The sequence below is a fragment of the Blautia massiliensis (ex Liu et al. 2021) genome, assembly GCF_052064225.1.
GTDB classification, from domain to species: domain Bacteria; phylum Bacillota; class Clostridia; order Lachnospirales; family Lachnospiraceae; genus Blautia_A; species Blautia_A fusiformis.
Map to the genome: position 1 here is coordinate 55325 of NZ_JBQHWA010000011.1, position 15253 is coordinate 70577.

Here is a 15253-nt window from a genome sequence, read left to right on the forward strand (position 1 = left end):
TTTATTTAAGGTAGTTCTTATCTACATATCCTTCTTTTCCAAGCTTCGGAACATATACATACCAGTAAGTACTGTCTTTCTTCTCAATGACTTCTACCGTATCTCCGTTATTCAGCTGGGCGATCTCATTGTCCTTGTCATACGCCTTTGTACTGCGCAGAGCCAGATAGCCGCTTTCCACTTTAACAGTCATGGATGGAGTTGTTGTACCTGAGCCTCCGGTAAGATAGTTCCTGTCAACATAACCGGTCTTATCCAGCTGCGGAACATATACATACCAGTACTGATCGTTGCTGGTGTCCTTCACCTGAACCGTGTCACCGGTATTCAGCTGTCCGATCTCATTGCTTTCATTATAGGCTGCCTTGTTGCGAAGGGCAAGATAACCAGTTTCTACTTTAACTGTCCACAGACCACTGTTGTAAATATACCGGTTATCCACATATCCGGATTTATCAAGCCCCGGAGCATATACGTACCAGTAAGTAGAATCACTGCTGTCCTTTACAAGAACGACATCTCCGGTATTCAGACGTCCGATCTCGTTACTGTCATTGTAAGCTGCGGTACTTCGAAGAGCCAGATAGCCTTTTTTTACCTTTACTGTCCAGGAATCGTTGGAAGCTGTGGCGTTCTCTTCTATCTGGATATAGTTTTTGTCCAGATATCCGGATTTATCCAGTCTTGGCACGTATGCATACCAGTAGGTAGCGTCCTTCCGATTTGTAACTTCCACAAGATCTCCTGTATTCAGCTGTCCGATCTCATTGCCTTTGTCAAAAGCCTTCTCACTCCGGAGAGCCAGGTATCCATCTGTGACTTTGACTTTAAAAGTGGTTCCTGCTGCTGCCTTTGCCTCCCGGATCGTCGCCGGAAAAGCTGCTGCCAGTATAAGTGTCAGAAGTACCAGCCTTTTTACTGCCTTTATATTGGACAGAAGAGTTCTTTTTCTCATATTATACGCCTCCTTTTCTTTTTTGGATCTTTCTCTGATCTGCGGCTCTCTCTGTTTTTTATTTACTGAGCAGACCGCACCGGAATTTATGGTAGTATTATATCATATTTTCAGCTGATAGCTGTAAGAATCACATCTCTTATTGTAGTCCAAAATGTTCTTTTCCGTAATGCAGGTATTGACACTTTTAATCAGCAGTGTTATATTACATATAGAACAGGATAAAAGTAATGCCCCCGGGATTTTTCCCGGGGAATTTTATACGCATACGTTCAATATATGACAGTCCGGGAGATCTGTCCTCTGAGAGGACAGATCGATCATCCGAGACGCTGCAGACTATAATATAAGGGAAGGTGAATACCATGGCAGTAAAAAGAGATTATTACGATGTTCTGGGCATTGACCGGAACGCAGATGAAAAAACAATAAAAAAAGCCTATCGTAAACTGGCTAAAAAATATCATCCGGATACAAACGCCGGTAATGCAGATGCCGCAGATAAATTTAAAGAAGTAAACGAAGCCTACGATGTCTTAAGTGATCCAAAGAAGAAAAAAATGTATGATCAGTTTGGTCATGCCGCATTTGAAGCAGGAGCTGATCCTGGAGCCGGCGCATGTGCCGGTGGATTCGGCGGATTCCAGGGTGGCAGCAATGGCAGCTATCAGGAATTTCATTTTAACGGTGAAAATATGGACGATATTTTTGGTGATATCTTCGGAAATATGTTCCACGGCAGTCACGGCGAAAGCCGCGGTTTCGGCAGCAATGGCACATATGAGCATTTCACTGGTAACGGTGGCGGCTTTCACAGTGGATTTGGCGGAAGTGGCTTTCACAGTGGCAACGGCTTCGGCGGATTCCATCAACAGGATTTTCCGCAAAAAGGCTCTGATGTGAAGGCCAGCATCAACGTTACCTTTGATGAGGCAGCTTTTGGTGCAGATAAAAGGATCTCTCTGTCCGGTCCGGACGGAAGCTCCGGTGCACCGCAGACACTTCAGATTCATATTCCGGCAGGTATTGATACCGGCAAGAGTATCCGTCTGAAAGGAAAAGGCATGCCCGGAACCGGCGGCGGTGAGCCTGGTGACCTCCTTCTGAAGGTTACCGTAGGAACACGTCCTGGCTATGAACGAAAGGGATCGGATGTTTATACCACCATTTCTATTCCTTACACAACCGCTGTTTTCGGCGGTGAAGCCACCGTTCCCACCCTTTACGGAAATGTTATCTGTAAGATCAGGGAAGGTATGCAGTCCGGTTCCAAGATCCGCCTGAGAGGAAAAGGCATTGTTTCCATGAAGAACCCTTCCGTCCGCGGTGATCAGTATGTAACCATTCAGATCCAGGTTCCTCAGGATCTGAATTATTCCGCAAAAGAGAAACTCCATGAATATGCAAGGGCCTGTGGACTGGAACGGAGTAATGCCACCGGATCACATGTAGCATAAAAGTTAAAATAAAAGAGTATCACAAAGCTCATCACTATCAATGAGTTCCTGTGATACTCTTTTTTGATTTTAAAGTAAGATCTGATATAGCTTATGACAGCGTCATATCTCCATCTTTCACCCATCCGAGCTTACGTACAAACATATTGATCAACGGGCAGAGAACTGCCGGGAGAATAAAAGAGATCAGAAAAAGTCCTGCCCAATCCATAGCTGTAACAGCTGTCTTGGTTCCTTCTGCAATATCATTCATCCATCCTGTATACACACCGATCTGACCTACAAAACCGCAGGTACCCATTCCTGAGGATACAGCAGTTCCGTTCATCTGAAGCCTGAACAAACAGGTTGCAATAGGTCCTGTGATAGCAGATGTTACGATCGGAGCAATCCAAATCCTTGGATTTCTGACAATATTACCCATCTGGAGCATGGAAGTTCCAATTCCCTGAGAGACAAGACCACCCCATTTGTTTTCCCTGAAGGACATGACCGCAAAACCTACCATCTGCGCACAGCAGCCCGCTACTGCAGCGCCGCCTGCCAGTCCGGTAAGTCCCAGAGCCGCGCAGATCGCAGCAGAAGAGATTGGCAGCGTCAGTGCGATTCCAACAAATACAGAAACCAGGATGCCCATAAAGAATGGCTGCAGATCTGTTGCCCACATGATCACGCTTCCTACCTTCATAGCAGCTTTTCCAAGGGCAGGTGCCCACCATGCGGAAAGACCTACGCCCACACCGATGGTTACAAGAGGCGTTACAAGGATATCGATCTTTGTTTCCTTTGAAACTGCCTTACCGATCTCAGCTGCAACAATGGCAACAAACAGTACAGCCAGAGGACCGCCTGCTCCGCCAAGTGCGTTGGAGGCAAATCCAACGGTGATCAGCGAAAACAATACCAGCGGCGGACAATGCAAGGCGTAACCGATGGCTACTGCCATGGCAGGGCCGCTCATGGCAGATGCCAGAGAACCTACTGTGTACTGGGTATCATTGACTGTGGCAACTGCCATAGTCAGAAACGGAATGTGAAACTGTGTGCCAATGGTGTTGATGATCGTACCGATCAGCAGGGAACAGAAAAGTCCCTGTGCCATAGCTCCCAGTGCATCGATACCATATCTCTTCAGAGAGATCTCAATATCCTTCCGTTTCAGAAATGCTTTGAATTTTTCCATTTTAAACTCTCTCCTTACCCTGATCCGCTTCCTGCCGGATCAGTTCCTTTATTTGCAAAAAGCCTCGCTTACTTTCTCAAGCTCCTCGCGGATGGAAATATGCTGCGGACATACTTCCTCACACTGTCCGCATTTTACACATTCATCTGCACGCTTTCTGCCATGACTGACTACCAGCCAGTCTTCCTGATGCGCTGCGGCGGCTTTATTTCCGTACAATGTCAGATAATTCATTGCTGTAAAAGAACCGGAAATTCCGATTTCCATCGGACAGACCTTTGCACAGTAGTTACAGGTTGTACATGGGATCAGAGGAATTTTGCTCATAGCCTCTCTTGCCTTATCAAGAGTCTCCTTCTCACTGCCAGTAAGGCCATTGAAATCCTTCATAAAGGAAAGGTTATCCTCCAGCTGTGCAACATTGCTCATTCCGGAAAGTACGGTGATCACGCCTTCCAGATTTGCCGCAAAACGGATCGCCCAGGATGCTGTAGATGCTTCCGGCTCTGCTTCCTTCAGAAGCTTTTCCACTGCTTCCGGCGGAGTTGCAAGCATGCCGCCTTTTACAGGTTCCATGATAATGACCGGTTTTCCATGTTTTCTGGCTACCTCGTAGCAGGCTCTTGACTGGATCGCCGGATTTTCCCAGTCTGCGTAATTGATCTGCAACTGTACAAATTCCATTTCCGGATGTGCAGTGAGAAGTGCATCCAGCTCCTCCGGTGTGGAGTGGAACGAAAATCCTGCATGTCTGATCAGACCGGCTTCCTTCTGTTCACAGATCCAGTCCCATAAACCGTACTCATCAAAATATTTTGTTCTGTGCTCTCCAAGATTGTGAAGAAGATAAAAGTCGAAATATCCTGCCTTTGTTCTCTCCAGAGATGTTTTAAACTGTGCAAGAGCTTCATCTCTTGTCTTACAGTTGATCCAGGCTGCCATCTTGGTGGCTAGCTGATATTTTTCTCTCGGATAACGCTCTACCAGCGCTTCGCGGATAGCATCTTCGCTTCCTGCATAAGCCCATGCTGTATCAAAATATGTAAATCCGGCTTCCATAAATTTATCCACCATGACTTTGGTCTGCTCCACATCGATCACACCTTCTGATTTCTGCGGAAGTCTCATAAGGCCAAAACCAAGTTTTTTGATCTCTTCACCTAAATATGCCATATCTTTCTCCCTTCTTATTACATACCGGAAAATTCCTCATATCATCTGATATATCACCGGATAAGCAATATTTCTGACACAGATATCTCCCGGACCGTTATATTTTTGCCGCAGAAAAACTGCGTTTCTCCTATTATAACGATATTTTTCCTGGCGGTAAACCTTTTTCTTTTACAAGTGTCAAGACAACGCCTGCATTACGTCTGAATTTTTGCAGAAAACAGAAAACAGTTGCCACACGTTTATCACACAACAACTGCCTTTTGTTTTACTGCTTCTGCATCTGTTTATTCTCTTTTCCATAAAGAAACGGCCTTGCCACTGTCCGGTTAAAAAACTCGATCAGTGGTCCCATAAAAAATGCGGTGACAAGGGTTCCGGCTCCTACAACCGCGCCCATGAAAAATCCGGCTGCAGTTGTGATCACATCCGTCCCGATCCTGCACATCCGGAAAGGAATCCGGGTCCTTTTATCCAGAATCAGTGCATAGGCATCATAGGCGGAAACTCCCATATCTGCTGTAAAATACAGCGCCGACGCAAAACACATCATTACAACAGCGATGCACATCAGAATCACTCTTATTCCAAATATCCTCTCCGGCAAATACCTGTCAAAAAGCTGCATTCCTTTTTCCACGATAATTCCCATAAAAAACAGATTCAGCACAGTTCCAAGTCCGATAAAATGCCGGTCCAGAAAAAACACTCCCAGCAGCATCAGTGCATTGATGGCAATATAAACATAACTGTATTTTATTCCTGCTAGATTCCACACACCCATGACAAAACAGGAATTGGGATCTGTCCCAAAATCGGATGCCTTGAAAATGGCCACACTGACACCCGCCAGAAAGATTCCGGCAAATGTCATGAGGATTCTTTTTACTGTTAATGAATTCATCTTTCTTCTTTACACCCCTGATCAAATATTTTAAACTGATATTATCTATAATCATGCATCGAAAGGAGGAAACTCCCATAGAAAACAAACAGGTTCTGAACCGCCAGACCTCATCAAAAGAACTTCATCTTATTTCCTGCGGCTGGGAAAAATGTACACCGGAACAGTCCTACGGCCCTGGTGTCCGGCGATATTACACCATCCATTTTGTGCTGAGCGGACAGGGATATTTCTATATGAACAACCGGAAATATACCTTGAAAGCCGGACAGTGCTTTTTCATTCCTCCTGTGACCAGCTCTCTCTACAAAGCAGAGCCTTCTGATCCCTGGACTTATATCTGGATCTGTTTCAATGGAGAAAATGCTCCCATACTTTGTGAACACTGTCATCTTACTGAAGAAACTCCGGTCCAGCAACTAAATTCGGTTCTTCCCTATCAGGAAACCATTCTTGAAATGATGACTCACCCGCAGCTGACGCCCTCCAGTGAAGCCTATATCCAGAGTGGTCTTTACCGGATCATCGCCATGCTGGAGGAAGAATTTCATGCTTCCTACACGACCATGGAATCCAATGAGAATTTTTACATCACACAGGCTGTTGATTACATCAAAAAAAGTCCGCTACAGAATATCACTGTGACAGATGTTGCTGACTATCTCCATATCAGCCGCAGCCACCTTTACGGACTTTTTAAAAAACATCTTGGAACCACACCCCAAGCATTCCTGACTTCAGCCAAGATCATCAACGCCCGGGAGCTTCTGACCATCACGGATATCCCTGTCTCCAACGTGGCGTTCTCCTGCGGATATCAAAATCCATTTGCCTTTTCCCGTGCCTTCAAAAAAGAAACCGGCATGACGCCACGGGAATACCGGGAAAAATATCATCATGCCGAGGATCTTCTGGATTGCTGAACCACTTTTCCTGATTTACGGAACAACTACCTTGGCATTATAGTATTCCACCGCAGCATCCATGGTCGGACCTTCGTTGTCAAACCAGTCATAAGTGATAGTTTCGCCGTTTTCTCCCCATACCTCCGGGCAGTCGATTTCTTCCCAGTCAAGCGGAACAAAATGCTCTTTCTGTTCTGATGCACGCAGCATGATCTGATGCAGCTCCTCAAATTCCCCCGGATTCAAAACTCCAGGTTTTGCGGATACAAACAGTGGTGTACCGCTCTTTGCAAGAACGTCTGCCCACTGACGATTTTTCTCCCATGGGATCATTCCGAAAATACCGACACAGTCTGCATCAATATGGTAAAACGTATTGTGCTGCGGAAGACGGAATGCCAGCGTATTTACGCCCATTCGTCTGGTACGCTCCCAGATACGTCCGCTGGTATCGTCACCGGTCCGGTTCAGATGCATCAGGCCTGCGCCGAGATGTCCGATGGTATTGCAGCCGATGATCACTGCGTTGTTGCTCCGGGAAGCATCATAAATCTCCTGATAAAGCATTTTTACAATTTCTGCGCTGGTTTTGGTCTGATCATAAAAATGCCATTTCTCCATGGAATTGTCTCTTAAATTCGCCTCAAATCCCCATTTCCCAAAGAGATCAAAGGTAGAAAAATCATGCTTGATCAGCGTGTATCCCCAATCACAGATCCTCTCGATATCTTTACGGATATATTCCAGTGCATCCGGGTGGGACGGATCGAGACAGTCATTATAGGAAATTCTCCACTCATCCGGGATATTCTCATCTTCATTAAGAAGCAGACGGACCCAGATACCCGGGCGGACACCTTTTTTCTTCAGCTTGTCTGCAAGACCTTTCATATCCGGAAATCTGTCATTGCCTTTTGTCCATGGTCCACCGTTGTATTCATCCAGGCGGTGATGCTCCTGCCAGCAGTCATCAATGACCATGAACGGAGGATTTTTTACACCTTCGGTCAGTTTCAGGATATAATCGGTATCACTTAAGATCTCCTCTTCGGAGCTGTCACCGTAAGCATAGTACCAGTTATTGCTTCCATATACCGGAAACTCTGGGAAGATCGGATCTGTACACATTTTTTCACAGAATTTCTGTGCAGTTTCAAAAGTATCTGCTCCTTCTGCTTCCATGCAGACGATCTGTGCGGCACACAGCTTTCTTCCTTTCAGCTGTACTCCTGTATTTCCGCAGCGAACATCCAGAAACAAAGTAATTCCTTTGGTATCCACCTGCCAGCAACACATAGCAGAAGGACGGACCTTTACGCCAAAGCAGAGAACCTTCTCAGAAAGCTTCGCCAGAAAATACCATGGCAGATAACGGTTTCCGCTCATTCCATGCCATTCCGCATCACCATAGGTACGTTCCCAGGCATCTCCCAGAAATCTGGCTGATTTCGGGATCTTATAGTTCCATCTCAGCTTCACACATCTCACTGCATCCTCGGATGTGACAAATATATCCTCATGTTCACCTGCGTCCTGAAATTCCACAGTAGTTGCACCGGCAGCTACTGTCGTCTGCCCTCCCTGGCACACAAGTCTCTCCTCTTCTGTTTCCACTGTTACATAATCCGGTACCCCAAGCTTAAAATCTGCATATTTTTTCTGCATTATTCTCTCCTCCTGTACTTTTTCATTTACATTTTGCTTTACCTACATACTCATGAATACTGTCTTTCTATCGTCTGTTCAACTCAGAAGAATGTACGAAAAATTTTTTTAATACATTTTGTCTATATGCCTTATTATATTGATTTTTTTGGTTTTTTCTATGCTTTAAAGTTATTATAACATTGCAGAATGTTCAATCTGCATAAGCTTTTCAGTCCTTGTCCGATCCGCTTTTTAATATAAGAACGTAAAGGGCTAAAGGCGGAAATTAGTTTTTCATTTTACGGAACACAAATTCTTCACAATTTTTTAGCACTCTCCTCTTGACTTTGCTAGCAACAGGTGTTATATTACATATAGAACAAAGAAGAAGATAAAAAAGAACTTCCAGATGTTCAGAATAAAACCAAACGATCACCACTGCGGAATAACCCGAAGTGGTAACTATATACCGGCAACAGTTGGATTTCTTGATCCACCGGAACGGCTTTTCAATTTGAAAGGAGAAATGACTTATGATGTTCCCGAGTGTATTTGGAGAAAACTTATTTGATGACTGGATGGATGATTTTGGATTCAGAGATAATTTCTTTAGCGGAAAGAACCCTCTTTATGGCAAACATGCAAAAAATATCATGAAAACTGATGTACGTGAAACAGATAAAGGCTATGAGCTGGATGTAGATCTTCCAGGATTTAAGAAAGATGAAGTACAGGTACAGCTGAAGGATGGTTATCTTACCATCTCCGCTGCCAAGGGTCTTGACAAAGACGAGGAAGACAAGAAAGGCAATTATATCCGCCGTGAACGTTATGCCGGCAGCACAAGCAGAAGCTTCTATGTTGGTAATGGTGTAAAAAACGAAGATGTCCATGCAAAATTTGAAAACGGTGTTCTGAGACTTTCTATTCCGAAAAAAGCAGCTGAAGAGATTGAAGCTGATAAATATGTATCTATTGAAGGCTGACATTGACTCACTCTCACAGGGGGAGGATCCATAGGGATTCTCCTCCTCTTTTTTTATACGCAATAATACATATGACACTCTCTTTCCAATTTACTACGTACTCACAAGTACTTTCACTCTATAGTAATGATCCTATTGTCAAAGTTTTCATGATATTGGATATTTTTTAACAAATATGCTTGATTTTTTGAATATTTTTTTATATATTTTACATTATATTATTTCATTTTTTTGAAATTAATGGTATAATATGCACAGCTAATCGGATATTTGCAATCCGCATTCGGTTAAATAAATCTGTTTCGTAATCCTTCAGGATAATTCTCCTGAACAACCACATAAAACACGATCACGACAGGAGGTTTTTATTATGGATCAGGACAACATCATAAAAATTTATGCACGCAATGACAACCGCATACAGCTTAAAATGATTCCGGGACACTTCGTAACATCCCAGTCCCATATCACACACTACCTGGATCTCACTACTATGAAATCCAGATGCGCTGAAGCACAGCGTATTGCATCCGCTCTCGCAGCAAATTACGAAGCATCCATTCCGGTAGACACCATCGTCTGCATGGACGGACTTGAAGTGATCGGTGCTTATCTCGCCGAAGAACTGACCAAAGCCGGCGTCCTTTCCATGAACGCACACCAGACCATCTACGTCATCACCCCCGAGTTCAACAGCACCGGGCAGATGATCTTCCGCGACAACTATGAACCAATGATCAATGGAAAAAACATCCTCATCCTAAATGGTTCCATCACCACCGGATCCACATTGAACCGAGCTATCGAAAGCGTTCTGTACTATGGCGGTAAGATCCGCGGCGTGGCAGCCATCTACAGCAGTGTAGACAGTGTAGCCACACTCCCTGTCCACTCTATCTTTCAGGCCAGAGACATCCCGGACTATCACTCCTACCGCTCTGACAACTGCCCACTGTGCAAAAAACGCCAGAGGATCGATGCTATTGTCAGCAGTTACGGATATTCTGTATTATAAGATTCAGATCAATCAACGAATCAACGAATCCCCCATGGATAGCAAAACCAGTGGGGGATTCTCTTTACCTTTTCTTATTATAATTGATATTCTCTGTACATGGCTTCACGCATTTCTTTATCTGTAACAACCTTCTGAATCTCATTACCACGATCATCAAGTATAAGCCTGTTGATCAGAACACTAAGTCGTTCTTCCCCCTGGGCCATTCCCTGGGCCATTCCCTGAGCCATTCCCTGAGCTATTCCCTGAGCCATTCCCTGAGCCATTCCCTGTTCTCGCCCCAGTGCTTCAGCCTGTTCTTTAGCTTCCGCCATCAGTCTTGCCCTTTTCTCAGATTCCAGTTCCAGAACATGTCCACCCATAATCTCACCTATTCCTTTCCGGACTTTCTCCTCATTTCTGAAAATATGATCAGATATCCGAGTTATCAGTCCAATCAGATCACTGAACAGTTCAGACCTTCCAGATTCAGTGATCTCTACCTCCAGTTTACTCCGGATCACTTCATATTCATTCAGTAATTCCTGAAAAAGTTGTGGATTCTCACTCATCTCATGCCCTCTTTTTTCATATCGCATGATATAAAAAGGAAGCAGCATAAGAAGACTCTTTTCAAATATCTTATCTTTTGTATAATTCTCTACTTTAATGGCAGGCACTCTGTACAAATGACATCCCCCATCCGGAAAAACCACATCCACTTCCAGAAAATCCGGCGTATTCCTACTATTTCTCAGATACAACACACAAGAACGTGGAAACTCCATCCGATACCTCCGTCCCTGCTTTCTGGCAAACTCAACAGCAGTTGCAAAATCATACTCTATCATCCGTACAGCCATTGTCGTGTCATCCGTACTCTGACATTCTATATGATAAATCCTGTTTCCGATCAACAGCCGCGAATCCGTAATAATCTCACCATCCACCCGCTGATACTCATTACGCAGCTGCACAATCTCCACATCAGCCGGGTATGATGTATGAAAAACATCATTGATCAAAGGCACGACCAGAAACGTCATTTTCTCCATCATAGTACGAAAAACATCATCAAAAATCGTATTATCTCTCAAACAATACTCCTTCTGGTATATACAATTATACCATCAACCAAACACTTCAGAAACCCTGTATACAGTTTTTATAAATATTTTTGAAAAAACGCTTCAGACATTGAAGCAAAAAGAAACCAAATAAATGGATAGATCTTATAAGATATACAAATCATACCACACATCCCACCACAACACCACAAAAACCCATCTCCAAATTTCGACACCACCTTCCAGCGTCCAGCAACGCACCGACGCTCACAACCTCCCTGACAAACACATAGAATCTCAAGCTTCCAAACTACAGGCGTCCAGCAATGCGCCGACGCTCACAACCTCCCCTCCAAACCACAAGGAAACTCAGCCTTTCCTCCCAGCCATCCAGCGCAGCGCTGATGGCTCATCCAACTCCCGTCAGACCACTCTATCCCTCCCACCATGACCGCACAGTGTGAGGTTTGCAGCAGAAGTCCGTCCGTGTCATCTTGCCCCAACCAAACACCTGTGCTATAATCAAACTAATTAAAAAACCGAGGTAAACCACACATGAACAAAAAAGAAATCGCAGAAATAAAAAAACAATTCACCCCTGACCGCTGCTCCATCACCCGCATCTGCGGCTGCTACGTAGACGGTGAAAAAAACAAAAAAACCGAACTCAAAGAAGCCTTCTTATCCTTATCAGAGGAAGAAACCTTCAAATACTTCGACATCTTCCGAAAAACCCTCACCGGCACCATCGGAAAAAACCTCATCAACATGGAATTTCCTCTGGATCAGGAAACCGAAGGCGGAACCCAAAACTTCCTCATGAAACTCCGCAAAAGCAAACTCACCGACGACACCCTCACCGAAGCCTTCTACGACAGAATCATAGAAAACTACGACTACGGTGAAAACTACTACATCATCCTCATCCACGCAGTCTACGACATCCCCGGCAAATCCTCCGACGGTGCCGAAATGTTCGACGCTTCCGATGAGATCTACGATCACATCCTCTGCAGTATCTGCCCGGTCAAGCTCTCCAAAGCAGGCCTGCATTACAATGCAGAGACAAACAATATTGAAGACCGTATCCGGGACTGGCTGGTAGAAATGCCTGACTGGGGCTTCCTTTTCCCACAGTTCAACGACCGCAGTACCGATATCCACGGACTTCTCTACTACACCAAAAACGCCGAAAATCTCCGCTCCACCATGATGGAAGAAGTCTTCGGCTGCACCACACCACTATCTGCCGGAACCCAGCGTGACTCCTTCAATGCTCTGGTGGAAGAAACCCTTGGTGATGACTGTGCCTATGACACAGTCCTTGAGATCCACGAAAAGCTTAACGATCTCATCGAATCCCAGAAGGACGAACCGGAACCTGTTGTCCTCACCAAATCCGAAGTCAAACGTCTCTTCGAAGAATGCGGCGTAGAAGACGAAAAGCTCCAGAACTTCGATGAACAGTATGAGCTTGCCGCAGGAGAAAAATCAGCTCTGGTAGCATCCAACATCACCAACACCCGGAAATTCGAGATCAAAACCCCTGACGTGGTGATCCACGTAGCACCGGACCGGGCAGAACTGGTAGAAACCCGCATCATCGATGGTCGAAAATGCCTTGTGATCCCCATGGAAAGTGAAATAGAACTCAACGGCATCCGTGTCAGCACACTGAACTCTGTTGAAGATACATCCGCAGAACCGCTTCCTGTTAATGATATTACTGACATTGATAACAGTAACACCGAAGAAGAAATCCCATTTTAAAGGAGACCTTATGAACGATAAAAAAATCCTGTTCTTCGACATAGACGGCACACTGCTTACGCCTCACCCCTTCAGGGTTCCGGAGAGCACCAGCCGCGCCCTCACAAAAGCCCATGAAAACGGTCATCTTCTTTTCATCAACACCGGCCGCACCAAAGTAATGATGCCCTCTGCACTCTCAGAGCTTCATTTCGATGGCTATATATACGGCTGTGGAACCCACATTTACATGGACAACAAATTGCTTTTTTTCCGCACAGTCCCAAATCTTCTGTGCAAGGAAACCGTAGACCTTCTCCGCAAATGCAAGATCGAGGCAATTTTTGAATCCAACACTGAGATCCTGTATGATGGCGCATCTCCGGCCCAGTCCGAATTCGGAGTCAAAATGCGAAAAGAAATTCCAATGGTCGACATCACGAAATTCAATCGGGAGGATGCCTGCACTTACTCCTATGACAAATTCCTGGTACATATGCTGCCGGATTCCGATGTCGAAAAATTCCGCAGCTTCTGTAATGATCATTACACCTATTTTGATCACGGAGACGGAATCTGGGAAGTCACACAAAAGGGTACCAGCAAAGCCACAGGCATGGAATTTCTCCTGGACCGCCTTTCCATCCCCAAGGAAAACTGCTATGCATTCGGAGACAGTCCCAACGACCTTCCCATGCTGAAAGCTGCCGGAGTCAGCGTTGCTATGGGAAATGCTTACGGAGGCATCGAAAAGCACTGCACATACCAGACAAGCGCAGTCGACAGGGACGGGATTCTTCACGCACTGGAGCATCTCGATCTGATCTGATGATCCATAAAGCAGGCATGAGCATTACAAAAAACGAGCCGTGTACGATAAACCCGTACACGGCTCGTTATCTTTTCTCTTATCATTCCATTGTAAACATTGTATCTTATTTCTCAGCTTCCGGTGTAGCAGCTGCCTCAGATTCTGTACTGTCTGCAGTCTCCTCATCAGCCTTTGCAGAATCTCCCTCTGTCTCCGGTGTCTCGGTCACATCGGTCTGCTCCTCAGCTGCCGGTGTCTCAGTTGCCTCAGCCGCTGCAGAATCTGCTGTCGGTGTCTCAGTTACATCCGGGTCCGGTGTCGGAGTTGGAGTCTGGATCGTAAAGCTGTGATTATCTGTGATCTTGATCTTCTTGATCAGTTTTATCTCTTCTTTGATATCTGCTTTCTTCTTCCAGCCATCTGTTGTATCATTATAGAAATCATCCTTCTTGGTGTTTGTCAGAGACTCTTTCTTACTCTCTGTTGCAGTTTCATCGTTTTTGGAATCCAGTCTCACAACATACCATACGGAATCTGTCTTTATGATCTCCTCGTTCAGTGCACCCTCATCCAGCTTTCTTAAAGCGGTACGAACCTCATCCGGATAAGTAGTTCCGTTGGCAGCACTGTCATCACCTTCCTCATAGGTAGGGCATGTTCCGGTTGTTGCGGTCATATCCTCAGAGATCTCATCTCCAAGAGTATTGAAATCTGCAGCCGGATCCTCTTTAACCTTGTCATAGAACTTCTGAAGATTCTCTTTATTCTTCTTGATATCATCATCGGAAAGATCATCTCCGCTGACCTTTGCACTTGCATAGCTGAAGGACATCTGCTGATATTCTTTCTCATCCAGCTTCACGTCCGCTTTGGCTTCAATGGCATCCTTCATCTTCACATCGTATGTTTCAAGCTCGAGGAAAGTCTTTACCATATCTTCATCAACCGCAAGCTCTGCAATTGTCTCATCAGAATTGGCAGCCATGAAGTTCTTGGCAGCTTCCGCAAGAGCCTTCTGCTCATCATCTGTGATTTCAACATCATACTCGGAAGCGTGTTCTTTCTCCAGACACATCTTTTCAACAGTTTCAACAGAAGTTGTTACCGCATTTTCACCGTAAGTCTCATCGGAATCATCATCCATTTTGGTACTCCAGATAGACATATCGCTTCCGCCGCCAAGATACATCTTGTACATTGCCTCAGCCTGTGCCTGCTGCATACGTGCTGCCAGACTTACAACGCCAAGCGGGATTTCCTGCTTATTGACTGTCACTGCGATCTTTGTACCATCGAGTTTTTTATTTCCGCAGCCTGCCATCATTCCTGCCGCTGTAACGCAGACAAGAGCAGTAACTGCCGCTTTCTTTACTGAATTTCTCATTTCATCCTCCATCTATCCGTCCATAAGAATCACGG

The 15253-nt window shown here is 45.1% G+C and carries 13 protein-coding genes; 6 read left to right on the forward strand and 7 right to left on the reverse strand.

What is annotated here, in order from left to right; genetic code table 11:
• Position 1 precedes the first annotated feature (1 nt).
• Entirely contained in the window at positions 2-955 is a 954-nt protein-coding gene (locus tag ACTNDQ_RS06200; RefSeq protein ID WP_279201177.1) for an SH3 domain-containing protein, read from the reverse strand.
• Positions 956-1320: 365 nt separating this feature from the next.
• Between ACTNDQ_RS06200 and ACTNDQ_RS06205 the strand changes: the two genes are divergently transcribed.
• Entirely contained in the window at positions 1321-2412 is a 1092-nt protein-coding gene (locus tag ACTNDQ_RS06205; protein WP_441064172.1) for a DnaJ C-terminal domain-containing protein, read from the forward strand.
• 91 nt (positions 2413-2503) lie between these two features.
• Here ACTNDQ_RS06205 and ACTNDQ_RS06210 read toward each other — a convergent pair whose 3' ends face one another.
• The 3 genes from ACTNDQ_RS06210 to ACTNDQ_RS06220 all read right to left on the reverse strand — a co-directional run bounded on the left by ACTNDQ_RS06210 (position 2504) and on the right by ACTNDQ_RS06220 (position 5672).
• Positions 2504-3595 carry a PTS transporter subunit IIC gene (locus ACTNDQ_RS06210; protein ID WP_015525523.1) on the reverse strand — a complete coding sequence of 364 codons (1092 nt, stop codon included), beginning with the start codon at positions 3593-3595 and terminating at the stop codon, positions 2504-2506.
• 48 nt (positions 3596-3643) lie between these two features.
• Positions 3644-4768, reverse strand: coding sequence for an aldo/keto reductase (locus tag ACTNDQ_RS06215; protein ID WP_320810538.1), 1125 nt, complete (start codon positions 4766-4768; stop codon positions 3644-3646).
• 268 nt (positions 4769-5036) lie between these two features.
• A complete protein-coding gene (locus tag ACTNDQ_RS06220; protein WP_278795431.1) occupies positions 5037-5672 on the reverse strand; it encodes a YczE/YyaS/YitT family protein in 636 nt (211 codons plus the stop codon).
• 53 nt (positions 5673-5725) lie between these two features.
• Here ACTNDQ_RS06220 and ACTNDQ_RS06225 point away from each other — a divergent pair, with 53 nt between their 5' ends.
• Positions 5726-6595, forward strand: a complete 870-nt coding sequence (locus ACTNDQ_RS06225) for an AraC family transcriptional regulator (protein WP_278795430.1) — start codon at positions 5726-5728, stop codon at positions 6593-6595.
• Between the two features lie 15 nt (positions 6596-6610).
• On the opposite strand, the gene ACTNDQ_RS06230 is transcribed toward ACTNDQ_RS06225, so the two are convergent.
• On the reverse strand, positions 6611-8242 hold the full coding sequence (locus ACTNDQ_RS06230) for a glycoside hydrolase family 36 protein (RefSeq protein ID WP_441064176.1): 1632 nt from the start codon (positions 8240-8242) through the stop codon (positions 6611-6613).
• A 515-nt stretch (positions 8243-8757) separates the two neighbouring features.
• On the opposite strand from ACTNDQ_RS06230, the gene ACTNDQ_RS06235 reads away from it, so the two are divergent.
• Entirely contained in the window at positions 8758-9210 is a 453-nt protein-coding gene (locus ACTNDQ_RS06235; RefSeq protein WP_015525518.1) for an Hsp20/alpha crystallin family protein, read from the forward strand.
• Between the two features lie 370 nt (positions 9211-9580).
• The gene (locus tag ACTNDQ_RS06240; protein ID WP_278795428.1) at positions 9581-10225 is read left to right on the forward strand and encodes an orotate phosphoribosyltransferase; all 645 of its coding nucleotides are present in this window, start codon (positions 9581-9583) and stop codon (positions 10223-10225) included.
• A gap of 77 nt (positions 10226-10302) precedes the next feature.
• Here ACTNDQ_RS06240 and ACTNDQ_RS06245 read toward each other — a convergent pair whose 3' ends face one another.
• Positions 10303-11304 carry a hypothetical protein gene (locus ACTNDQ_RS06245; RefSeq protein WP_441064178.1) on the reverse strand — a complete coding sequence of 334 codons (1002 nt, stop codon included), beginning with the start codon at positions 11302-11304 and terminating at the stop codon, positions 10303-10305.
• A gap of 525 nt (positions 11305-11829) precedes the next feature.
• Between ACTNDQ_RS06245 and ACTNDQ_RS06250 the strand changes: the two genes are divergently transcribed.
• Both ACTNDQ_RS06250 and ACTNDQ_RS06255 read left to right on the forward strand, forming a co-directional pair.
• Positions 11830-13044 carry a DUF4317 domain-containing protein gene (locus ACTNDQ_RS06250; RefSeq protein WP_059086232.1) on the forward strand — a complete coding sequence of 405 codons (1215 nt, stop codon included), beginning with the start codon at positions 11830-11832 and terminating at the stop codon, positions 13042-13044.
• Positions 13045-13054: 10 nt separating this feature from the next.
• The gene (locus tag ACTNDQ_RS06255) at positions 13055-13852 is read left to right on the forward strand and encodes an HAD family hydrolase (protein ID WP_279200624.1); all 798 of its coding nucleotides are present in this window, start codon (positions 13055-13057) and stop codon (positions 13850-13852) included.
• Between the two features lie 106 nt (positions 13853-13958).
• Here the strand turns inward: ACTNDQ_RS06255 and ACTNDQ_RS06260 are convergent, their stop codons facing one another.
• Positions 13959-15218: an FKBP-type peptidylprolyl isomerase gene (locus ACTNDQ_RS06260; RefSeq protein ID WP_441064181.1), complete on the reverse strand. Its 1260-nt coding sequence runs from the start codon at positions 15216-15218 to the stop codon at positions 13959-13961.
• Positions 15219-15253: the final 35 nt, after the last annotated feature.

Excerpts from the sequence above, each read along its gene's own strand:
- ACTNDQ_RS06230 (WP_441064176.1), bottom strand. The coding sequence starts at position 8,242 with ATGCAGAAAAAATATGCAGATTTTAAGCTTGGGGTACCGGATTATGTA.
- ACTNDQ_RS06220 (WP_278795431.1), bottom strand. The coding sequence starts at position 5,672 with ATGAATTCATTAACAGTAAAAAGAATCCTCATGACATTTGCCGGAATC.
- ACTNDQ_RS06205 (WP_441064172.1), top strand. The coding sequence starts at position 1,321 with ATGGCAGTAAAAAGAGATTATTACGATGTTCTGGGCATTGACCGGAAC.
- ACTNDQ_RS06200 (WP_279201177.1), bottom strand. The coding sequence starts at position 955 with ATGAGAAAAAGAACTCTTCTGTCCAATATAAAGGCAGTAAAAAGGCTG.
- ACTNDQ_RS06260 (WP_441064181.1), bottom strand. The coding sequence starts at position 15,218 with ATGAGAAATTCAGTAAAGAAAGCGGCAGTTACTGCTCTTGTCTGCGTT.
- ACTNDQ_RS06250 (WP_059086232.1), top strand. The coding sequence starts at position 11,830 with ATGAACAAAAAAGAAATCGCAGAAATAAAAAAACAATTCACCCCTGAC.
- ACTNDQ_RS06210 (WP_015525523.1), bottom strand. The coding sequence starts at position 3,595 with ATGGAAAAATTCAAAGCATTTCTGAAACGGAAGGATATTGAGATCTCT.
- ACTNDQ_RS06215 (WP_320810538.1), bottom strand. The coding sequence starts at position 4,768 with ATGGCATATTTAGGTGAAGAGATCAAAAAACTTGGTTTTGGCCTTATG.
- ACTNDQ_RS06255 (WP_279200624.1), top strand. The coding sequence starts at position 13,055 with ATGAACGATAAAAAAATCCTGTTCTTCGACATAGACGGCACACTGCTT.
- ACTNDQ_RS06225 (WP_278795430.1), top strand. The coding sequence starts at position 5,726 with ATGCATCGAAAGGAGGAAACTCCCATAGAAAACAAACAGGTTCTGAAC.
- ACTNDQ_RS06235 (WP_015525518.1), top strand. The coding sequence starts at position 8,758 with ATGATGTTCCCGAGTGTATTTGGAGAAAACTTATTTGATGACTGGATG.
- ACTNDQ_RS06240 (WP_278795428.1), top strand. The coding sequence starts at position 9,581 with ATGGATCAGGACAACATCATAAAAATTTATGCACGCAATGACAACCGC.